General features: G+C 72.9%; 22 protein-coding genes, 1 tRNA gene and 1 pseudogene. 10 read left to right on the plus strand and 14 right to left on the minus strand.

Translation table 11 applies throughout. From position 1 onward, the window contains the following. Positions 1–18: 18 nt before the first annotated feature. Genes OG276_RS28390 through OG276_RS28405 form a run of 4 tightly spaced genes read right to left on the minus strand, consistent with a single transcriptional unit; the run spans position 19 to position 4,208 of the window. Positions 19–540, minus strand: a complete 522-nt coding sequence (locus OG276_RS28390; protein WP_266909528.1) for a pyridoxamine 5'-phosphate oxidase family protein — start codon at positions 538–540, stop codon at positions 19–21. A 36-nt stretch (positions 541–576) separates the two neighbouring features. Next, the gene (locus OG276_RS28395; RefSeq protein WP_266909529.1) at positions 577–1,305 is read right to left on the minus strand and encodes a VWA domain-containing protein; all 729 of its coding nucleotides are present in this window, start codon (positions 1,303–1,305) and stop codon (positions 577–579) included. 51 nt (positions 1,306–1,356) lie between these two features. After that, entirely contained in the window at positions 1,357–2,547 is a 1,191-nt protein-coding gene (locus OG276_RS28400) for an acyl-CoA dehydrogenase family protein (protein WP_323182368.1), read from the minus strand. Further along, positions 2,544–4,208, minus strand: coding sequence for a FadD3 family acyl-CoA ligase (locus tag OG276_RS28405; RefSeq protein ID WP_266909530.1), 1,665 nt, complete (start codon positions 4,206–4,208; stop codon positions 2,544–2,546). Before OG276_RS28405 ends, OG276_RS28400 begins: the two co-directional genes overlap by 4 nt. 121 nt (positions 4,209–4,329) lie before the next feature. Here OG276_RS28405 and OG276_RS28410 point away from each other — a divergent pair. Then, positions 4,330–4,719: pseudogene (locus OG276_RS28410) on the plus strand (flavin reductase family protein); the annotation flags it as partial. A gap of 47 nt (positions 4,720–4,766) precedes the next feature. On the opposite strand, the gene OG276_RS28415 reads toward OG276_RS28410, so the two are convergent. Beyond that, positions 4,767–5,405, minus strand: coding sequence for a PadR family transcriptional regulator (locus OG276_RS28415; protein ID WP_266909531.1), 639 nt, complete (start codon positions 5,403–5,405; stop codon positions 4,767–4,769). Positions 5,406–5,529: 124 nt separating this feature from the next. Here OG276_RS28415 and OG276_RS28420 point away from each other — a divergent pair, with 124 nt between their 5' ends. The 3 genes from OG276_RS28420 to OG276_RS28430 are packed head-to-tail and all read left to right on the plus strand — an operon-like array spanning position 5,530 to position 8,327. Beyond that, on the plus strand, positions 5,530–6,660 hold the full coding sequence (locus OG276_RS28420; protein ID WP_266909532.1) for an LLM class flavin-dependent oxidoreductase: 1,131 nt from the start codon (positions 5,530–5,532) through the stop codon (positions 6,658–6,660). A 3-nt stretch (positions 6,661–6,663) separates the two neighbouring features. Continuing rightward, on the plus strand, positions 6,664–7,440 hold the full coding sequence (locus OG276_RS28425; protein WP_266909533.1) for an SDR family NAD(P)-dependent oxidoreductase: 777 nt from the start codon (positions 6,664–6,666) through the stop codon (positions 7,438–7,440). After that, on the plus strand, positions 7,437–8,327 hold the full coding sequence (locus OG276_RS28430; protein WP_266909534.1) for an alpha/beta hydrolase: 891 nt from the start codon (positions 7,437–7,439) through the stop codon (positions 8,325–8,327). The genes OG276_RS28425 and OG276_RS28430 overlap by 4 nt, the downstream gene beginning before the upstream one ends. 15 nt (positions 8,328–8,342) lie before the next feature. Here the strand turns inward: OG276_RS28430 and OG276_RS28435 are convergent. After that, positions 8,343–8,417, minus strand: a tRNA-Ala gene (locus OG276_RS28435). Between the two features lie 67 nt (positions 8,418–8,484). On the opposite strand from OG276_RS28435, the gene OG276_RS28440 reads away from it, so the two are divergent. Together OG276_RS28440 and OG276_RS28445 are read left to right on the plus strand one after the other, a co-directional pair. Further along, positions 8,485–8,811: a hypothetical protein gene (locus tag OG276_RS28440; protein WP_266909535.1), complete on the plus strand. Its 327-nt coding sequence runs from the start codon at positions 8,485–8,487 to the stop codon at positions 8,809–8,811. Positions 8,812–8,855: 44 nt separating this feature from the next. After that, positions 8,856–9,203: a hypothetical protein gene (locus tag OG276_RS28445; protein ID WP_266909536.1), complete on the plus strand. Its 348-nt coding sequence runs from the start codon at positions 8,856–8,858 to the stop codon at positions 9,201–9,203. Here the strand turns inward: OG276_RS28445 and lepB are convergent. From lepB to OG276_RS28470, 5 genes are all read right to left on the minus strand, one after another. Then, entirely contained in the window at positions 9,184–9,903 is a 720-nt protein-coding gene (lepB, locus tag OG276_RS28450) for a signal peptidase I (protein WP_266913182.1), read from the minus strand. The two genes, OG276_RS28445 and lepB, sit on opposite strands and share 20 nt — an antisense overlap. A gap of 163 nt (positions 9,904–10,066) precedes the next feature. Continuing rightward, on the minus strand, positions 10,067–11,224 hold the full coding sequence (locus OG276_RS28455) for an acetyl-CoA C-acetyltransferase (protein WP_266909537.1): 1,158 nt from the start codon (positions 11,222–11,224) through the stop codon (positions 10,067–10,069). Positions 11,225–11,239: 15 nt separating this feature from the next. Beyond that, positions 11,240–11,875, minus strand: a complete 636-nt coding sequence (locus OG276_RS28460) for a TetR/AcrR family transcriptional regulator (RefSeq protein ID WP_266909538.1) — start codon at positions 11,873–11,875, stop codon at positions 11,240–11,242. A 25-nt stretch (positions 11,876–11,900) separates the two neighbouring features. After that, on the minus strand, positions 11,901–12,716 hold the full coding sequence (locus tag OG276_RS28465; RefSeq protein ID WP_266909539.1) for an SDR family oxidoreductase: 816 nt from the start codon (positions 12,714–12,716) through the stop codon (positions 11,901–11,903). Then, positions 12,713–13,861 carry an acyl-CoA dehydrogenase family protein gene (locus OG276_RS28470; protein WP_266909540.1) on the minus strand — a complete coding sequence of 383 codons (1,149 nt, stop codon included), beginning with the start codon at positions 13,859–13,861 and terminating at the stop codon, positions 12,713–12,715. Before OG276_RS28470 ends, OG276_RS28465 begins: the two co-directional genes overlap by 4 nt. A 46-nt stretch (positions 13,862–13,907) precedes the next feature. On the opposite strand from OG276_RS28470, the gene OG276_RS28475 reads away from it, so the two are divergent. The 3 genes from OG276_RS28475 to OG276_RS28485 are packed head-to-tail and all read left to right on the plus strand — an operon-like array spanning position 13,908 to position 16,890. After that, entirely contained in the window at positions 13,908–14,762 is an 855-nt protein-coding gene (locus tag OG276_RS28475; protein WP_266909541.1) for an enoyl-CoA hydratase, read from the plus strand. After that, entirely contained in the window at positions 14,762–15,907 is a 1,146-nt protein-coding gene (locus OG276_RS28480) for an acyl-CoA dehydrogenase family protein (protein ID WP_266909542.1), read from the plus strand. Before OG276_RS28475 ends, OG276_RS28480 begins: the two co-directional genes overlap by 1 nt. Next, positions 15,907–16,890, plus strand: a complete 984-nt coding sequence (locus OG276_RS28485) for an acyl-CoA dehydrogenase family protein (protein ID WP_266909543.1) — start codon at positions 15,907–15,909, stop codon at positions 16,888–16,890. The genes OG276_RS28480 and OG276_RS28485 overlap by 1 nt, the downstream gene beginning before the upstream one ends. Here OG276_RS28485 and OG276_RS28490 read toward each other — a convergent pair. The 3 genes from OG276_RS28490 to OG276_RS28500 are packed head-to-tail and all read right to left on the minus strand — an operon-like array spanning position 16,872 to position 18,815. Continuing rightward, positions 16,872–17,255: a DUF2568 domain-containing protein gene (locus OG276_RS28490; RefSeq protein WP_266909544.1), complete on the minus strand. Its 384-nt coding sequence runs from the start codon at positions 17,253–17,255 to the stop codon at positions 16,872–16,874. The two genes, OG276_RS28485 and OG276_RS28490, sit on opposite strands and share 19 nt — an antisense overlap. Before the next feature lie 56 nt (positions 17,256–17,311). Beyond that, entirely contained in the window at positions 17,312–18,106 is a 795-nt protein-coding gene (locus tag OG276_RS28495) for a class I SAM-dependent methyltransferase (RefSeq protein WP_266909545.1), read from the minus strand. 55 nt (positions 18,107–18,161) lie between these two features. Further along, on the minus strand, positions 18,162–18,815 hold the full coding sequence (locus OG276_RS28500) for a response regulator transcription factor (RefSeq protein WP_266909546.1): 654 nt from the start codon (positions 18,813–18,815) through the stop codon (positions 18,162–18,164). Between the two features lie 228 nt (positions 18,816–19,043). Here OG276_RS28500 and OG276_RS40855 point away from each other — a divergent pair, with 228 nt between their 5' ends. After that, positions 19,044–20,198 carry a peptidoglycan DD-metalloendopeptidase family protein gene (locus OG276_RS40855; RefSeq protein WP_323182369.1) on the plus strand — a complete coding sequence of 385 codons (1,155 nt, stop codon included), beginning with the start codon at positions 19,044–19,046 and terminating at the stop codon, positions 20,196–20,198. Positions 20,199–20,304 lie beyond the last annotated feature (106 nt).

Raw genomic sequence — 20,304 nt, forward strand, 5'->3', positions numbered from 1 at the left:
GCCGTGACCAGCACGGGCTCAGCCCGCCGCGGGCTCCTCGCGGGCCGGCTCGTCGTCGTTGCCCCGGCGCAGGGTGCGCAGCCCGTGCTCCGGGGTCCACGAGCGGACCACCAGGTCGTCGCCCTCGACGCCGACGTGCACCACCTCCGTCAGCTCGGCGCGGAACAGGTCGAAGGGGTGCGGGGTGTCGTTCTCCTCGGCCTCCTCCGCGTACCGGTGGAGCTCGGGCTGCTCCACGATCTCCACCGCGCGCCCGGAGATCCGTACGTCCCCGTCGGGCATGGTCTCGCCGGCGCCCGGGTTGGTGTGCAGGGCGAAGCGCCCGTCGCGCCGCAGGTCCTTGCCCTTCATCGAACCCGGCATCATGCCCAGCCACAGCTCGCCGCCGCGGATCTCGACGTTGAGTCCGGTCGCGCGCGGGGAGCCGTCCTTGCGCAAGGTCGCCAGGACGTGGTGCGGGAACTGAGCGAAGCGGGCCTGTACGGCCGCCGCGAAGTCCGGTTCCGCCTTTTCGAATACGGCCCAGTTGTTCGTCGTCATACGTCCATCAAAGCGCGAGGGGGTGACAACCGCCGGTCAGGCGCGCACGATTCCCGCCGCCCGGGCCGCCGCCAGCCAGCCCGGGAACTCCCCGACCAGCCGGTCGTACAGCTCCGGGTCGGGGACGGTCCGCGGGTCCGGGCCGGCGTGGAAGTAGCCGGCGTTGTCCACGACCCGCTTGGCCGGGACGGGCAGTTCGTCCAGCCGCCGCAGGAAGTCGAACTGTGAGCTGCGCGTGTTGCCGAAGCCGACGAACTGCCAGAAGAGCGGCAGCCGGGCCGCCTTGCACAGGTACCTCTCGGCGGCGAGCTTGTTGATGGGACCGCCGTCGGTCTGGAAGACGACGAGCGCCGGGGCGGTCGACCCCGAGTCCAGGTAGTGGTCGATCACCGCGTCCATCGCCGCGTGGTAGGCCGTCTTGCCCATGTGGCCGAGGCCGGCGGCGATCGCGGTGACCCGCCCCTCGTGGCCCGCGAGGGAGATTTCCTCCAGCGCGTCGACCTCCGTGGAGAAGAACACGACGGGTACGCGGGCGTCGTCGTCCAGGTGCGCGGACAGCCCCAGCACCCGGTCGGCGAGGGCCTGCACGCTGCCGTCGTCGTAGTACGGGCGCATCGAGCCGGAGTAGTCGAGGACCAGGTACACCGCGGCGCGTCCGCCCTCCAGGCCGTGCTTGCGGAGCGAGGTCCCGGCGCTCTTGTACAGGCTCACCAGCGCCGGGGCGGTCTCTTCGATCTTCCGGAGGTTTATCGCACTGCCCGTCATGGGCCGAGCGTACGACAGCGGCCGTTCCCCGTGCCCCCGGTCGCCGGCGCGTCACCCGGTCGGGAGGAACCCCAGCCGGGCCGCCAGCCGTTCCCTGTGCGCGGAGGGAGAGCCGAAGAGCTGGGCCGAGCCGTGGGCCCGTTTGAAGTACTCGTGCGCCTCGTGCTCCCAGGTGATGCCGATGCCGCCGTGCAGCTGGATCATCTCGCCCGCCACGTACGCGTAGGCCTCCGAGCAGGCCGACTTGGCGGCGGCCGCCAGGTCCGGGGCCGCGTCGGCGGCGGCCGCCGCGAGCGAGAGCGAGCGGGCCCCCTCCACCGCGGTGTGCAGGTCGGCGAGCCGGTGCTTGACCGCCTGGAAGGAGCCGATCGGCCGCCCGAACTGCACCCGCTCCTTCGCGTACCGGACCGTCGCCTCCAGCGCGCGCGCCGCCGCCCCCGTCTGCTCGGCGGCGAGCGCCGTGCAGGCCAGGTCCCGGACCCGGGCGAGGACCCCCGCGCCGTCGGCCGAGAGCAGCCGGGCCGGGGTCCGGTCCAAGGTCAGCTCCGCGAGGGGGCGGGTGCGGTCCATCGTGGACCGTACGGTGAAGGCCGCCGGCGCGGCGAGGAGCTCGAACAGCCCGAGCGGGCCGGTGTCCCGGCCCGCGCCGGGGGCCGGGGCCGTCCTGGCGAAGGCCAGCAGCAGGGACGGTTCCGCCGGCCCGGCCAGGACGTACCGCTTGGTGCCCGTGAGGAGCCAGTCGGAGCCTGCCGGCTCGGCCCGGGCCGCGAGCTCGTGGGCCTCCCAGCCCCCGCGCGGGACGCCGGGCCCGGGCGCGGCCCCCGTCACGGGCCCGCTGCTCGCCCCCGGGTCCGGATCGGCCTCCCGGGAAGGCCGGGGCGCCTCCCCGCCGGCCGGGGACTCCGCCCAGGCCAGGGCGCCCACGACCGTGCCCTCCGCCAGGTGCGGCAGGTGCTTCGCGCAGGCCTCCCGGTCGCCGGACGCGAGCAGCGCCCCCACGGTCAGCACCGCCGAGCCCAGGTACGGTACGGGGCTCAGCGCGCGCCCCAACTCCGCCATGACCACCCCGACTTCGGCCTGCCCGCAGCCCAGCCCGCCGTACTCCTCGGGGACCGCCAGCGCGGCGGCGCCGATCTGCGCCGTCAGCGGAGCCCAGGCCGTGTGGCCCGGGTGGCGTGCCAGGACGGCCCGTACCGCGTCCCGGAGTTCTTCGTGCTCCGCGGTCGGCTCCAGCGGCCTCATGCCGACTCCCCTCGCGCCGTGCGGCGCAGCTCCGTCTTCAGCAGCTTGCCGCCCGCGTTGCGCGGGAGCTCCTCCAGCCGGGTGAACCGGCGCGGCACCTTGAAGTTGGCCAGTCGTTCCCGGGTCCAGGCGGTCAGCTCCTCGGAGGTGACCGGCCCGGTGGTGACGACGTAGGCCACCCCGACCTCGCCGAGCCGCTCGTCGGGGGCGCCGACGACCGCCGCGTCGGTGATGGCGGGGTGGGTCAGCAGCACGTTCTCCACCTCCGCCGGATAGGCGTTGAAGCCGCCGACCACGTACATGTCCTTCAGCCGGTCGGTGATGGCGAGGTAGCCCCGCCCGTCCAGCACGCCGATGTCCCCGGTGCGCAGCCAGCCGCCGGGCAGTACGGCTTCGGCGGTGCTCGCCGGGTCGTCCAGGTAGCCGGGGGTGACGTGGTAGCCGCGGACCTGCACCTCGCCCGGCTCCCCGGCGGGCAGTACGGCGCCGAGCGGGTCGGTGATCCGTACCTCGGTGTCCGGCAGCGGCGGGCCGACGGTGTGGGCGAGGGTCCAGGCGTCGGCGTCGGTGGGGCAGACGGACACGACCCCGCCGGACTCGGTGAGCCCGTACGCGGTGAACACGTCGGGCGCCCCCAGTTCGCCGCGGATCTCCTCGACGAGGGAGGTGGGCACCGAGGCGGCTCCGGTGCCGGCCAGGCGCAGTGCGGACAGGTCGTGGGCGGCCCGCGCCGGGTGGCGGATCAGGCCGTGGAAGACGGTCGGCGGGCCCATCAGGCAGGTGACGCGCTCGGCGGCCATGCGGTGCAGGATGCGGTCGGTGTCGTAGACGGCCTCGGGGAGCATGGTGACCCCGCGCAGGAGGCAGGCGAGCACGCCCGCCTTGTAGCCGAAGGTGTGGAAGAAGGGGTTGACCAGCAGGTAGCGGTCGCCGGGGCGCAGGGAGACGAGGCCGGACCAGGAGGCGTAGAGCCGGACGGTCTGGCCGTGGGTGGTCATCACCCCTTTGGAGCGGCCGGTGGTGCCCGAGGTGTAGAGGACGTCGCTGAGGTCCCCGGGGCGTACGGCGGCCGCGCGCGCGGCCCGCTCCGCTTCGGGGACGGCCTCGCCGGCCTGCAGGTACGCCTCCCAGGAGACGCTCCCGGGCGGGCCGTCGGCACCGGTCGGGAGGCTCTTCTCGCGCCCGTCCCGCAGGATCACCGTCGAGGCGAGCGCCCCGAGGGCCTCGCCGGAGGCGTGCAGGTCGCGGGCGTAGTCGGTACCGAGGAACCCGCGCTCGGTGAACAGGACGCGGGCGCCGCTGCGCCGGATGATGTCGGCGGCCTCGGCGGGCTTGTAGCGGGTGTTGACCGGTACGAGGACCGCTCCGGCGCCGACCGCGCCGAGGGCGGCGGTGATCCACCGGCGGCTGTTGGGCGCCCAGATCGCGACCCGGTCGCCGGGGCGGATGCCGTGGGCGATGGCGGCGCGGGCGGCCGCGGAGATCTCGGCTGCGAGGCGGGCGAAGGTCCAGCGGACCTCTCCGTCGGCGAGCGCCTCGCGCTCCCCGTACGCGGCGGCGGCGTACTCGGGGAGCCGGGCGAGCGTGGCGGGCGGCTGCGGCAGCGGCTGCGCCTGCGGCTGTTGCTGTTGCTGTTGTTGAGGCGGGGGTGGTGGTGGCATCGGACCCTCCCTACTTGACGAGCGAGCGTGGGCGGTATCCAATCACAGGTGTTTCGGTTAGGCATATACCTAGTAGAAATAATCAGGGAGGGTTCTCATGAGGGAGGAAGCCATGTCCGACATGAAGTCGGTCCTGTCCAGCTTCTGCACCGGTGTCGCCGTCATCACGGCATGCGGAGCCGACGGCCGTCCCGTGGGGATGGCCGTGCAGTCCTTCTCGTCCGTGTCCCTGGATCCGCCGCTGGTCTGCTTCTGCCCGGCGCGCACGTCCACCACCTGGCCCCGGATCCAGGCGGCGGGGGCCTTCGCCGTCAACATCCTCGCCGCCGACCAGCAGGAGCTGTGCCGCCGGTTCGCCGTGACCGGGGGCGACAAGTTCGCCGGGGTCCCCTGGCGGGCCGGCGGCAACGGCGCGCCCCTGCTCGACGGGGTCCTCGCCACCGTCGAATGCGGCGTGGAGGCCGTCCTGGACGGCGGCGACCACGCCATCGCGCTGGGCCGGGTCACCGCCCTGACGGCGCACCGCGAAGGGGCGCCGCTGCTCTACTTCCGGCGCACCTACGGGCGCTTGCCGGGCTTGCCCGGCGCCGAGTCCGGGTCGGGGGACGCGCCGCGCGCCCTCTCCAGCTCCGCGATGTCGTCGAGCATGGCCCCCGCGAGGTCGCGCTCGGAGGCGTAGTACCGCTCGGCCCACTTGAGGGTGAGCGTCGGGTACGCCCACGAGGCCTCTTCCCTGGCCCCGTCCGCGTCGGCCACCGCGCGCCGCCGCATCTTCTCCGCGAACTCCTGGTGCTGTACGAGGACTTCGCGCATCTGCTCCGGCTCCAGCAGGTGGCCGAGCCACAGCCGCAGCATCGGCCCGTGCTTGAGCACCGGCGGGTCGACGGGTGCCTCGCGCGCCCAGCGCCGTACGGCCGTCATGCCCTCCTCGGTGATCCGGTACACCCGCTTGTCGCGGGTGCCGGTCTCCTGGGCGACCATCCGCGAAGAGGCGTAGCCGGCCTTCTCCAGCCGCTTGAGCTCGCCGTAGATCTGGCTGAAGGACGGGCTCCAGTAGAAGAAGCGCAGCGACCAGTCCGACCACTTCTTCAGGTCGTAACCGGAGAGCTCCTCGCCGAAGGAGAGCAGCCCGAGCACCGCCCAGCTGGTCGCGGGGAGCGTGCGGCCGTTCGCCTCTTCTGTCGCCTCGTTCGTCACGCAGCGCAGTCTACGACCGGTCTTCGCGGCGCCCTTCCCCCGGCGGGGTATGACTGCTAGAAGTATTCCTATTCGAAATACATCACCGATGTGCCGTGCGCAGCGCACGGCTGGGAGGCACCCCGTGAAGTTCTCGATGATCTTCGAGGCGCAGCTCGTCGACCCGACGCCCGAACGCGAGCGCCAGGTCATCCACGACTGCGTCGAACAGGCCGTGTTCGCCGAGGAGATGGGCTTCGACCGGATCTGGGCCGTGGAGCACCACGCCCTCACCCAGTACGCCCACATGAGCGCCTCCGAGATCTTCCTGACCTGGGTCGCCGCCCGGACCCAGAAGATCCGCATCGGCCACGGCGTCGTCACCATGCCCTTCGGCTACCAGCACCCCGTCCGCGTCGCCGAACGCGCCGCCATGCTCGACGTGCTCTCCGGCGGCCGCGTGGACATCGGCGCCGGCCGCGGCGCCACCCGCCAGGAGATGTCCATGTACGGGGTCCGCCCCGAGGACACCTACCCGCAGATGGAGGAAGCGCTGCGGATCTTCTCCTCCGCCTGGCGCGAGGAGAAGTTCGAGTGGCACGGCTCCATCGACATCGGCCCCGGCGCGATCCTGCCCCGCCCCGTCCAGGACCCGCACCCGCCGCTCTTCATGGCCTGCTCCAAGCACGACACCCTCAAGCTCGCCGCCGAACTGGGCATCGGAGCGCTCGTGATGGGCTTCGCCGGCGCCGACGACGTCCGCACCATGCGCAAGGTCTACGACGAGGCCATCGCCACCCGCAGCGGCGACCGCTTCGTCTCCACCGAGGTCAACGACCACCTCTCCGCACTCTGCCCCACCATCGTCCTCGACGACGCCGAACGGGCCCTGCGCCTGGGCACCCGCGGCCAGCGCTTCTTCGCCGAGTCCATCGCCCACTGGTACGGCAACGCCCCCGAGCCCACCGGCTACTCCGAGGACGAGACCGCCGAGGAGCACGTGGCCGCGCTGGACAAGGGCCGCGAGGAACTGGTCGCCAGGCTCCACGAGGCGAACATCCCGGCCCGCCCCATAGACACCGGCACCTACAACGCCGAGCATGCCTACGGCAACGCCCAGACGGCCATCGCCTACGTCGAGCAGCTGCGCGAGATCGGCGTCGACGAGGTCATGTGCCTGATCCAGATGGGCACCGTCCCGCAGGAGGCCTGCATGGAGACCATCCGCCAGTGGGGCGAGACCGTCATCCCGCACTTCCGCGCCCTGGAGGGCTGACCGGTGAACACCTCCCTCGACGCCGAGGTCCTCAACGCCGAGGTCCTCAACGCCAAGGTCCTTAACGGCAAGGTCGTCGTCATCACCGGCGCCGGACGCGGCCAGGGCGCGGCCGAGGCCCGGCTGTGCGCCGAGGCCGGCGCGCGGGTCGTGGTCACCGACATCCGGGAGGAGGAGGGCCGCGCGGTGGCCGCCTCCCTCGGTGACCAGGGGCTGTACGTACGCCACGACGTGGCCGACGCCGACAGCTGGGCGGAGGTGGTCCACGAGGCCGTACGCGCCTTCGGCACGGTCTCCGCCCTGGTCAACAACGCCGCGCTGTGGCGCACGGCCCACGTCGAGCGCCAGGGCCTCGAAGACTTCGAAGCCCTGCTGCGCGTCAACCTCCTCGGACCGTTCCTCGGCATCCAGGCGGTGGCCCCGGTGCTGCGCGCCGCCGGCGGCGGCTCGATCGTCAACGTCTCCTCCACCGCCGGACTGGTCGGCATCCCGGGCCACGCGGCGTACGGCTCCACCAAGTTCGCCCTGCGCGGGCTGACGAAGTCGGCCGCACTGGACCTGGCGGGGGACCGGATCCGCATCAACTCCGTGCATCCGGGGGCGATCGACACCCCGATGGTCAGCGAGGCCGTCGCGGGACGGGATTGGTCGCACCTGCCGCTGGGGCGGATCGGGCGGCCCGAGGAGGTCGCGGAGCTGGTCCTCTTCCTCTGCTCGGACGGGTCCTCCTACATCACGGGCGCGGAGTTCACGGTCGACGGCGGGATGACCGCGCGATGAGCGCCGCCGACCGGCTGTCCCCGGCGGCCCGCCGGCTGTGCGACGCGATGGCGGCGGTCTTCCCAGGCCCGGGCGACGCGGCGGCCCTGCGGGCGGCCGTGGCCGGCTCCCCGGGAGGCGGCGTGGAGGTGGCCTCCGTACGGGACGCGGTCGCGGACGGGGTCCCCGTCCGGATCTACGACCCCGCGCCGGGCGCGGGGGACCGCCCGCTGGTGGTGTTCTTCCACGGCGGGGGCTGGGTGATGTGCGGCCTGGACACCCACGACGCGCTCTGCCGGGCGCTGGCCGTGGCCTCGGGCGCGGTGGTGGTCTCCGCGGACTACCGCCTCGCCCCCGAACACCCGTGGCCGGCGGCGCCGGACGACGCGCTGACCGTGCTGCTCTGGGCCCGGGCGCGGGCGGCCGAACTGGGCTGCGACCCCGCACGGATGGTCGTCGCCGGGGACTCCAGCGGAGGCAACCTCGCGGCCGTGACGGCCCTGCGGGCCCCCGGACTGATCGCGGGCCAGCTGCTGTTCTACCCGGCGCTGGACGCCTCGATGGGCCACCCCTCGGTGGCCGAGTTCGCGGAGGGCCACTTCCACACGGCCGCGCACATGGCCTGGTACTGGGACCAGTACGGCGGCGACCCGGCCCACCCCCACGTCTCCCCGCTGCGGGCCCCCGACCTCTCGGGGCTGCCGCGCACGCTGCTGGTCCTGGCCGACTGCGACGTCCTGCGGGACGAGGGCCTGGCCTACGGGCGAAGGCTGGGGGAGGCCGGAGTCGACTGCGGGATCCAGCTGCTCCCCGGAGTCTTCCACGGCTTCCTCGGCCTGCCGCTCCCCGCCGCGGCCGCGGCGATCGGGGCGGCGGGGGCGTGGGTGGCGGCGACGGGCGCGAAGTAGGGGGAGGGGGAGGGGGGCTGGGCGGCCGGATTCGAACCGGCGTCCTCCTCCATGCTGTGTAGGCGCACTACCTCTGTGCTACGACCCAGCCCTTGCCCCGGATCCTAGGTGCGGCCCCGCCGGACGCGCACACGAATATCCCCGGCATGATGTGCGCATGTCGATATCGGTCCCGGGGGTTGCGCTGCGCAACTCCCTCGCCCTCGCTGCGGAGTTCGCCGCCGCCCTGCTGATGCGCGGCTCCCAGCCGCACTGGCTGCCGATCCTGCTGGCGCTGGTCGCCCTCGTCTCCGGCCTGCCGCACGGCACGGAGGCCGGCTTCGTGCACCGGATCGTGCTGGCGCTCGGCGCGGTGGCGATCGCCCTGTCCGCAGCCCGAGCCCTGGACGCCCCCGACCCGCTCCTCTGGCAGGCCCTGACCGGAGCCCTGCTCCTGACCCAGACGGTCTCCCTGACCCGCCTCTCCCGCCGCCGCGCCGCCTGAAAAGCGCTGGTCAGGGCCGTGGTCACCCGTCTACGCTGCGCCCCATGTCCCCTACTACGACGCTGTGGCGCCCGACGGGCCCCGTGGAACTCGGCCTGGTCCGTGACCTCGACTGGCGTGCCTGGCCGCCGCGACTGCCGGAGCAGCCGATCTTCTACCCCGTGCTGAACGAGGACTACGCGGTCCGCATCGCCCGTGACTGGAACGTCAAGCACAGCGGCGCGGGATACGTGACGCGGTTCGAGGTGGACTCGGTGTTCCTGGAGCGGTACCCGGTCCAGCAGGCCGGCGGGGAGACCATCCTGGAGCTGTGGGTTCCGGCGGAGGAGCTGGACGAGTTCAACGCGCACATCGTGGGGCGCATCGAGGTGGTCAGGGAGTTCCGCCCCTGATCCCCGGCTGCCCGAAGGTCTCCGGGACAGGCAGGCCCGCCCAGCGGGTGAGCGGCCAGGCGACGACCACGGCCCGGCCGACCACTTCCTCGACCGGCACGAACCCGTGGGTCTTCGGGTCGTTCAGGTGATAGCGGGAGTCGGAGGACTTCTGGCGGTGGTCGCCCATGACCCAGAGCTTTCCCTCGGGCACGGTGAGCGGTCCGAACGGCTTGTCTCCGCACGGGGTGTTCCCGGGGAAGACGTACGGCTCGTCCAGTGCCTTGCCGTTGACCTCGACCGGTCCGTTCCCGTGGCACTCGACCGTGTCGCCGCCGACCGCGATGACCCGCTTGATCAGGTCCTTCTCGTCGGCCGAGGGCATCAGGCCGATGGCGGAGAGGGCGTTCTGGACGGCGTTGCGCTCCGGGACGGGCTCGTCGGCCAGCCAGTCGCTCGGGTCGTGGAAGACGACGACCTCGCCGCGTTCGGGCTTCGAGCCGAACCAGGGGGTGAGCTTGTCGACCAGGACCCGGTCCCCGCGCTGGAGGGTGTTCTGCATCGAGACGGAAGGGATCGAGAACGCCTGGAACAGGCACGTCTTGATCCCGAACGCCAGCACGAGGGCGATGGCGACGAGCAGCGGCAGCTCCTTCCAGAGGGGGCGCCGCCCGGACCCGGACCCGGACCCGGACCCGGTGCCGTCGCCCGTGGTCGGCATGCGGGCGGCGTCCGGATCCCGGGAATCGGTCTGCGCGTCCGGTGGGTCGCCCATGGGGGCCTCCGATCGTTTGTCGATCAGGCCACGAAACACCATGGGGCGGTTTGCCGGCCGTAAAGACGGCCCCCGGAGCAGTGCCCCGGGGGCCGACTTCCGGCGGGAGCTACAGCCGCTCGATGATGGTGACGTTGGCCTGGCCGCCGCCCTCGCACATGGTTTGGAGGCCGAAGCGGCCGCCCGTGCGCTCCAGTTCGTGCAGCAGGGTCGTCATCAGCTTGACGCCCGTCGCGCCCAGGGGGTGGCCCAGGGCGATCGCGCCGCCGTTGACGTTGACCCGCTCCGGGTCCGCGCCCGTTTCCTTCAGCCAGGCCAGGGCCACCGGGGCGAAGGCCTCGTTGATCTCGACCAGGTCGATGTCGGAGAGGGACATGCCCGTCTTCTTCAGGGCGTACGCCGTCGCCGGGATCGGCGCCGACAGCATGCGGATCGGGTCCTCGCCGCGGACCGACAGGTGGTGGATGCGGGCCCGCGGGCGCAGCCCGTGTTCCCGTACCGCCCGCTCCGAGGCCAGCAGCATCGCCGCCGCGCCGTCCGAGACCTGGGAGGAGACCGCCGCCGTGATGGTCCCGCCTTCCATCACCGGCTTGAGGCCCGCCATCTTCTCCAGGGTGGTGTCGCGGCGCGGACCCTCGTCCACCGACACCGACCCGTACGGCACGATCTCCCGCTCGAAGCGGCCCTCGTCGATCGCGCGCAGCGCCTGCTGGTGGGAGCGCAGGGCGAACTCCTCCATGTCGAGGCGGGAGATGCCCCACTTCTCGGCGATCAGCTGGGCCCCGTAGAACTGGTTGATCGGGGAGTCCCCGTACCGCGCCCGCCACCCCTCCGAGCCCAGGTAGGGGCCCTCGGTGAAGCCCAGGGGCTCGGCCGCCTGCCGCGAGGCGAAGGCGATCGGGATCATCGACATGTTCTGGGTGCCGCCCGCGACCACCAGGTCCTGCGTGCCGGACATGACGCCCTGCGCCGCGAAGTGCACGGCCTGCTGCGAGGATCCGCACTGGCGGTCGATGGTGACGCCCGGGACCTCCTCGGGGAGCCCCGCCGCCAGCCAGGCCGTCCGGGCGATGTCGCCCGCCTGCGGTCCCACCGTGTCGAGGCAGCCGAAGACCACGTCCTCCACGGCCGACGGGTCGATCCCGGACCGTTCGACGAGGGCCTTGAGGACGTGCGCCCCCAGGTCGGCCGGGTGGACCTCCGACAGGCCTCCCTTGCGCCGCCCCACGGGGGTGCGTACCGCTTCGACTATGTAGGCCTCGGGCATCAGAACTCCTCAGGGTTACGTGCGTGTGGCGATGCCGTCCAGGACCATCGACAGGTACTGGCGGGCGATCTCCTCGGGGCTGTGCTGGCCGCCCGGCCGGTACCAGGACGCCGCCACCCACACCGTGTCGCGCACGAAGCGGTAGGTGAGGCGGATGTCCAGGTCGGCGCGGAAGACCCCGTCCGCGACCCCGCGCTCCAGCGTCCCCAGCCACGCCTTCTCGAACTTGACCTGCGAGTCGGAGAGGTAGTGGAAGCGGGGCTGGACCGACAGGGTCCGGGACTCCTTCTGGTAGATGGCGACCGCGGCGCGGTGCCGGTCGATCTCCCGGAACGATTCGGTGACGAGGGCCTCGATGGTCTGCCTGGGTCCGAGACCGGCGGCGAGGACGGTGTCGTACCCCTCCCACAGCTCGGTCAGGAAGGCGGAGAGGATCTCGTCGAGCATCGATTCCTTGGAATCGAAGTGGTAGTAGAGGCTGCCGGCGAGCATGCCGGCGGCGTCGGCGATCTTGCGGACGGTGGTGGCGTTGTAGCCCTGCGCGGCGAAGACCTCGGCGGCGGTGTCGAGGAGTTCGCGGCGGCGTTCGGGCGACGCCGTCACCTGGGGCTTCTTCTTGGCCGTCGATGAGATCGGCTTGTTCGTTGGCACCCGGCCATTCTCGTCATAGGTCGCCCTACGCGTGCTGACTGCTGACCGACACGGTCTCGCCCGTCATGTACGACGAGTAGCCGCTGGCCAGGAACACGATGACGTTGGCCACCTCCCAGGGCTCGGCGTACCGGCCGAAGGCCTCGCGGGAGGTGAGTTCGGCGAGCAGCTCCTCGCTGGTGACCTTCACCAGGTGCGGGTGCATGGCCAGGCTCGGCGCGACCGCGTTGATCCGTACGCCGAACTCCGCCGCCTCCAGCGCCGCGCAGCGGGTCAGCGCCATCACCCCGGCCTTGGCGGCGGCGTAGTGGGCCTGCCCGGTCTGCGCGCGCCAGCCGATGACGGAGGCGTTGTTGACGATCACCCCGCCCGTCCCGGAGGCCTGCATGGAGCGCATCGCGGCGCGGGTGCAGCGGAAGGTGCCGTTCAGCGTGACGTCGAGGACGCGGGACCACTGGTCGTCGGTCATGTCGACGAGGTTCGCCGTGCCGCCGAGCCCGGCGTTGTTGACGACGAGGTCGAGGCGGCCGTGGAGCCGCTCGGCGAGCGCGAAGAAGGCGGCCACCTGCTCCTCGTCGGTGACGTCGCAGGGCAGGGAGGCGACCCGGTCCGCGCCGAACTCGGCGGCCAGCGCCTCCTCGGTCTCCTTGAGCCGCCGGGCGTGCGCGTCGCCGATGAGCACGCGGGCCCCCTCCTCCAGGAAGCGCCGTGCGGTGGCCCCGCCGATGCCGGCCCCGGCGGCCGCGGTGATCACGGCGCTCCGGCCGGTCAGCAGCCCGTGCCCGGCCACGTACTCGGGTGCGTTGCGGAGCACGTTGCGGGACTCTTCCGGTGCGTTCATGCCCGGACCTCCTTGGGAAGGCCGAGGATGCGCTCGGCGACGATGGTGCGCTGGATCTCGTCGGAGCCCGCGTAGATGGTGTCGGAGCGGGAGAAGAGGAAGAGCCGCTGCCAGTCGTCGAGGTCGTACGGGTCCCCGTGCGCCCCCGCCGCCGGCAGCGAGGCGGCTCCGCAGACGTCCATGGCGAGCTCGCCGAGGTCCCGGTGCCAGCGGGCCCAGTAGAGCTTGGCCGTGGACGGCGCGACCCCGGGCCGCAGCGCGGAGGCGCGCATGGTCTCCAGGCCGATCCAGGCCCGGACGAGCCGGTCGCGGATCAGCGGATCGGCCATCGCGCCGTTGCGCTTCGCCAGCGCGGCCAGGTCTTCGAGCTCGCGGCGGAAGCCGACCTGCTGGCCGAGGGTGGAGACCCCGCGCTCGAAGCCGAGGGTGGCCATGGCGACGGCCCAGCCCTCGCCGGGCGCGCCGACGACGTGGGCGGCGTCGGTGCGGGCCCCGTCGAAGAAGACCTCGTTGAACTCCGAGGTCCCGGTCAGCTGCACGATGGGCCGGACCTCCACCCCGGGCTGGTCCATCGGGACCAGGAGGTAGGACAGCCCCGCGTGCCGGCGGGATCCCGGCTCGGTGCGGGCGACGACGAAGCACCACTGGGAGGCGTGGGCCAGGGAGGTCCAGATCTTCTGGCCGTCCACCACCCACGCGCCGTCCACCAGGGCGGCCCGGGTACGGATGTTGGCCAGGTCCGAGCCGGCGTCGGGCTCGCTGTAGCCCTGGCACCACAGCTCCTCCACGGCCCGGATGGGCGGCAGGAAGCGCCGCCGCTGCTCCTCGGTGCCGTGGGCGATGAGGGTGGGGCCGAGGAGCTGCTCCCCTATGTGGTTCACGCGCGCGGGCGCGTCGGCCAGCGCGTACTCCTCGTGGAAGGCGATCTGCTGCTCGGTGCTCGCGCCGCGGCCGCCGTACTCGACGGGCCAGCCCACGCAGGTCCAGCCGTGCGCCGCCATGTGCCGCTCCCAGGCGAGGCGTTCGGCGAAGGCCTCGTGCTCCCGGCCCGGTCCGCCGCGGCCCTTGAGGGCGGCGAACTCACCGGTGAGGTGGGTCCGTAGCCAACTCCGAACCTCGGTGCGGAACTCCTCGACGCTGCTCATGGCCGTACGTTAACCTACCAAACACTTGTTAGGGAAGGATGCAGCGATGCCCGGAGAGATGTCCGACGAAACCCCCGTGCTCTACGAGCGCCGCGGACCGGTCGCGTACGTGACCATGAACCGCCCCCGGTACCGCAACGCCCAGAACAGCGCGATGACCTACGCCCTCGACGACGCCTTCTACCGCGCCGCCGACGATCCCGCGGTCAAGGTCGTCGTCCTGGCCGGGGCCGGCGAGCACTTCTCGGCGGGCCACGACATCGGCACCCCGGAGCGCGACGCGCACCTGCCCTTCGAACGCCGGGCCGGCCTGTGGTGGGACCACTCCCAGCGCTCCGGCGCCGAATCCCGCTTCGCCCGCGAATCCGAGGTCTACCTCGGCATGTGCCGGCGCTGGCGCGAACTGCCCAAGCCCCTCATCGCCTCCGTCCACGGCGCGTGCGTGGCCGGCGGGCTGATGCTCGCCTGGGTCTGCGACCTGATCGTGGCCAGCGAGGACGCCTTCTTCGCCGACCCCGTCGTCCGCATGGGCATCCCCGGCGTCGAGTACTTCGCCCACCCGTGGGCCATGCCCCCGCGCATCGCCAAGGAATTCCTCTACACCGGCGACCGGATGCCCGCCCGCCGCGCCTACGAGATCGGCATGGTCAACCGTGTCGTCGAGCGGGCCGAACTGACGGAGGCCACCGACCGGCTCGCCCTGCGGATCGCCGAGATGCCCTCCTTCGGACTCGCCCTCACCAAGCGGGCCGTCAACCAGGCCGAGGACCTCCAGGGCCTGCACACCGGCATGGACTCCGTCTTCGGCCTGCACCACCTCGCGCACGCCCACAACGCCGAGACCGCGGCGGACTCGCTCGGCGGCATGAACATTTCGGCGATGAAGGAGGCGAACAGCTGATGGACCTGAACCATGCGGCGGACGTGGAGGCCTTCCGGGCCGAGGCGCGCGACTGGCTGGCCGCCCACGTGCCCGCCACCCCCCTGCCCTCCCTGGAGACCCGCGAGGGCTTCGCCGCCCACCGGGAATGGGAGGCGCTCCTGCACTCCGCCCGCTGGTCGGTGGTGTCCTGGCCCGAGGAGTACGGCGGCCGCGGCGTGGACATCGAGCACTGGCTGGTCTTCGAGGAGGAGTACTGGGCCGCCGGCGCACCCGGCCGGGTCTCCCAGAACGGCATCAACCTGCTCGCCCCCACCCTCTTCGACCACGCCACCGACGAACAGCGCGCCCGCGTCCTGCCCTCCATGGCGAGCGGCGAGACCATCTGGGCCCAGGCCTGGTCGGAGCCCGAATCCGGCTCCGACCTCGCCTCCCTGAAGTCCCGCGCCGTGCGCACCGAAGGCGGCTGGCTGCTGTCCGGGCAGAAGACCTGGTCCTCACGGGCCGCCTTCGCCGACCGGGCCTTCGGGATCTTCCGCACCGACCCCGAAGCCCCCAAACCCCACCAGGGCCTCACCTATCTGATGTTCGACCTGCACGCCCCCGGGGTCACCGTGCGGCCCATCGGCCGCCTCGACGGCAAGCCCGCCTTCGCGGAACTCTTCCTCGACGAGGTCTTCGTCCCCGACGCGGACGTCATCGGGGAGCCCGGACAGGGCTGGCGGATCGCCATGTCCACCACCGGCAACGAGCGCGGGCTCACCCTGCGCGCCCCCGGCCGCTTCCTCGCCGCCGCCGACCGCCTCGTCGAGCTGTGGCAGAGCCACGGGGACCCCGCCGACACCGCGCTGCGCGACCGGGTCGCCGACGCGGTCGTCGGAGCGCGCGCCTACCAACTGTTCACCTGGGCCAACGCCTCCCGCTTCGCCGCCGGCGAGACGATCGGCGCCGAGTCCAGCCTGAACAAGGTGTTCTGGTCCCAGTACGACATCGCCCTGCACGAGAGCGCCCTCGACCTGCTGGGCCCCGACGCGGAACTCGCCGACGGCGCATGGGCCGAGCCGTGGATCTTCTCCCTCGCCGGCCCCATCTACGCGGGGACCAACGAGATCCAGCGCGACATCATCGCCGAGCGGCTGCTCGGCCTCCCGAAGGGCCGCCGCTGATGCGCTTCCTGCCGACCGAAGAACAGTCGGACTTCGCCCGCACCCTGCACGGCCTGCTCGCCGCCTCGGACGTCCCCGCGGCGGTACGGGCCTGGGGCGCGGGCGACCACACCCCCGGCAGGGCCCTGTGGGCGCGGATCGCCGCCACCGGACTGTTCGCCCTCGCGGCCGACGAGGCCCACGAAGGCATGGGCCTGATGCCCCTGGAGATGGCGGGCGGCTTCGTGGAACTGGGCCGCGCCGGGGTCCCCGGCCCGGTGGTGGAGACGGCCGCCGCCGCCGTACTCCTCACCCGGCTCGGCGACGAAGCACTGGCCAAGCGGTTCCTCCCCGGGCTGGCGGCGGGGGAGACCTCGGCCACCCTCACCCTGCCCGGCGCAGGCCCGTACGCCCTGGACGCCGACGCGGCCACCCACCTCTTCACGGTGTCGGCGGCCGGCGAGCTACGGCTGGCCGCCGGAGCCGGCCCGCTGCGCACCTCCATCGACCCCGCCCGCCGCCTGGCCCTCCCGGACGCCGGCGGCGAACTCCTCGCCGCGGGCCCCGCGGTGATCACGGCGGCCCGGGACGCCGCGGACTGGGCCCGGCTGCTGACCGCCGCCCAGTGCCTCGGAACGGGCGAGGCCCTTCTCGCGCGCACGGTGGAGTACGCGAAGCAGCGCACCCAGTTCGGCACGGCGATCGGCGGCTTCCAGGCGGTCAAGCACCGGCTGGCCGACACCCTCATCGGCCTGGAGTTCGCCCGGCCCCTGCTGTGGGCGGCCGCGCTCTCCCTGGCCCCCGGGGAGGTCGCCGCGGCGAAGCTGACCGCGGGCGAGGCGGCGTACGCGGCCGCCATGACCGCGCTCCAGCTCCACGGCGCCGTCGGCTACACCGAGGAGCTCGACCTCTCCCTGTGGCTGCGCAAGGCCCGCCCACTGCGCGACGCCTGGGGGAGCCCCTCGCAGTGCCGGGCGGCGGTGCTTCAGGAGCGGTTGCGGTAGTAAGCGGAGAGAGCCGTGTTCACGACCACGGCCACCGCGAACCACAGGGCCGGCTGCCGCTGCCCGAGCGCGAACAGCGCCAGGGCGGCGGCGCCGAACACCACCGCCTTCACCCCGAGCTGAGCGGCGAGCGGGACGGCGTACCGGGCCTTCGGCGCGGCGAACATCCCCCAGAGCACGGCGGCGGCGGCCGGCGCGGCCACCGCCAGAGCGAGGGAGCCCGCCCAGCCGACGTCCCGGCTGAAGCCCCACCAGGCGAGCACGACCAGGATCAGCAGCTCCAGCAGGAAGGCGAGCCCTTCGTTGACGAGGAAGAACGCGTGGACGGGCGGAGACAGCCGGGAAGACGGCGGAGTGGGCGACATGGCGGTCAGCCTCACGTGGCCGGGGCGCAATCCGCTAGGGCTGCGACCGCGCCGTCTCAGATGACGGCCACGCTGAGCGTGACCACGTAGGGCTCTTCCACCACTCCGTCCGGAAAGACCGGATCCAGCCGCTCCCGCTCGGCGTCCAGGAACTCCCACGTCCCGGCCTCGCCCAGCAGCAGGAACGCGGAGTGGCTGGCCAGGTTCGCCAGGTGCGCCTCCAGCGGGATCCGCCGGGACCACGCGACGGTCCGTGTGGCGAAACCGGAGTCGAGGCCGCGCGGCAGCGTGCGGTAGCCCAGGGTCTGGGCGCTCCCGCCGACCGCGCCGGCCCCGCCGGTGACCGCGCCGCCCGGGCCGTCGGCCGCGAAGAAGGCACGGATCCGCTCGCCCTGCTCCGCGACCCAGCCGGCCGACTCGTCCAGGTCGTTCCACCAGATCGCCAGCGCCCCGCCGGGCTTCAGCACCCGGCGGGCCTCGGGCACGGAGTGCGCCGGATCCGTCCAGTGCCAGGACTGGGCGTACGTCAGGAAGTCGAAGGCGGCCCCGGCCAGCGGCAGCCGGTCCCCGTCCCCGCGCACGATCGGGATCCCCGGCCGGGTGCGCCGGAACTCCGCCGCCATCCCGTCCCCGGGCTCCACCGCCACCACCTCGGCTCCCCGGGCGCGCATCGGCGCCGTCCCGATCCCGGTCCCCGCACCCACGTCGGCCACCCGGGCCCCGGCGAACCGGCGCCCGGCCAGCTCCTCGACGGCGTCGTACAGCGCCTCGGGATAGCCGGGCCGGTGCTGCCCGTAGAGAGCGGCGGCGCTGTCGAAGGACCGGGCCCGGGACCGGGGAGTCGTCGTCATGGGCGCCATTGTTTTCGATCACGCACGTCCCGGCCAGACCCCTTCGGGACAGTGGTCACGCGGCGCGGACCAGCCCCGCCTCGTAGGCGAGGATCGCGGCCTGGGTCCGGTTCGAGAGGTCGAGCTGCGTCAGGATCCGCGAGACGTACGTCTTCACGCTCGCCGGGGACAGGTGCAGCGCCTCGGCTATCTGCAGGTTCGTCCGGCCCTCGCCGACCAGCGCGAGGACGTCCCGCTCACCGGGGGACAGGGTGGAGAGCTGTTCCGCGTGGTCGGGCGCCTCGGTGCGGCTGTCCGCCCGTTCCAGCAGCACCCGCATGACCCCGGGAGCCAGCGCGCTGCCGCCCGCCGCGACCGTACGGATGCCGGCGAAGAGCTCCTCGGGGCGCAGGTCCTTCAGCAGGAACCCGGCCGCTCCGGCCCGCAGCGCGTCCAGGACCAGGTCGTCCGCCGTGTAGCCGGTGAGGACGAGCACGCGCGGCGGATCCGGCAGCCGCAGCAGCTGCAAGGTCGCCTCCAGGCCGTCGACCTTCGGCATGACCAGGTCCATCAGCACCACCTCGGGCCGGTGCGTCCGCGCCAGCGGCACGGCCTCGGCGCCGTCGGCGGCTTCCGCGACCACCTCGATGTCGGGCGCGCTCGCGAGCAGGGTCACCAGGCCCGACCGTATGAGGCTCTGGTCGTCGACCACCATCACGCGGATCGTCATGTGACCCACCTCCCCTGAATCCCCGTCTTATTGCGGACATTACCGCCATATAGGGACTTAAGTCCGCCCAACCCTCCCTCCCCAGTCCCCTTTTGCTGCCCCGCTTGTCCTCTTTCGGCGACTTCGGCGACCCCCCGTCTTCCCGGACGGTGGTTACCGAGGCCGAACGCGCCACCGCTTCACCCGGTGCACCGGCCTCCGCAATGTCCCCGAAGTCAGGAACTCCGCATGTCTTTCCCGTCTGCTCGTACCCTCGCCGGTCTCGTTGTCGCCGGTATCGCCGCACCCGCCGCCGTGGGTCTCGTGGCACAGCCCGCGTCCGCCGCGTCGGTCGGCACGTGGGACAAGGTCGCCCGGTGCGAGTCCACCAACGACTGGAGCATCAACACCGGCAACGGCTACTACGGCGGCCTGCAGTTCTCCTCCGGCACGTGGGCGGAGTTCGGCGGCCGGCAGTACGCCAACCAGGCCAACCAGGCCACCAAGGCGCAGCAGATCGCCATCGCCGAGAAGGTCCTGGCGACCCAGGGCCCCGGCGCCTGGCCCTCCTGCGGCAAGCTCGCCGGCCTCCAGCGCGGCGGACCGGCCCCCGAGGCCCCCAAGGCCCCGGCCAAGGGCACCTCGACCGCCGGCAAGAACACCGAGACCCCGGCCGCTCCGAAGCGCGCCCAGGGCGCCCACAGCTACACCGTCGTCAGCGGCGACACCCTCGGCACCATCGGTTCCGAACTGGGCGTCAGCTGGCAGACCCTCTACTCCGAGAACCGCTCGGTGATCGGGTCCAACCCGCACATGATCCTCCCGGGCCAGCGCCTCGCGTACGGCTCCGGCGGCTCCTCCGACTCCGGCAGCAGCACCCCGGCCGCGCCGAAGTCCTCCAGCTCGTCGAGCTCGTCCGGCTCCTCGAAGTCCTCGAAGTCCTCGGACTCCTCCGGCTCTTCCGAGAGCGGCTCCAAGAGCAGCTCCAAGAGGAGCGGCGCCAAGGGCGTCCTGCCCGTCTCGGGCGGCAGCATCTCCGCGCGCTACCACCAGTCGGGCGGCTGGGCCGCCGGCTACCACACCGGCATCGACTTCGCGGTGTCCACCGGCACTCCGGTCCGGGCCGCGGCCGCCGGCACCGTCGTCTCCTCCGGCTGGCAGGGCGCGTACGGCAACGCCGTGGTCATCAAGCACGACGACGGCCGCTACACCCTGTCCGCCCACCTCTCCTCGGCGACCGCCTCCGAAGGCGAGCGCGTCTCCGCCGGCGAGCAGGTCGGCCGCTCCGGCAACACCGGCAACTCCACCGGCCCGCACCTCCACTTCGAGGTGCGCTCCAGCAACAGCTACGGCGCCGACGTCAACCCGGTCACCTGGCTGAACGGCCTCGGCGTCTCCCTGTAGGCGACGCGGGCAACGAGCCGGTCCGCAACGGGCCGGCTCACCGAGAACGCGTCCCCCCGGGATGCCCCTTCGGCGGAAGGAGGGCAACCTGGGGGGACGTTTTGGC

Origin of the sequence: Streptomyces sp. NBC_00086, from assembly GCF_026343255.1 — a bacterium.
Lineage (GTDB): Bacteria > Actinomycetota > Actinomycetes > Streptomycetales > Streptomycetaceae > Streptomyces.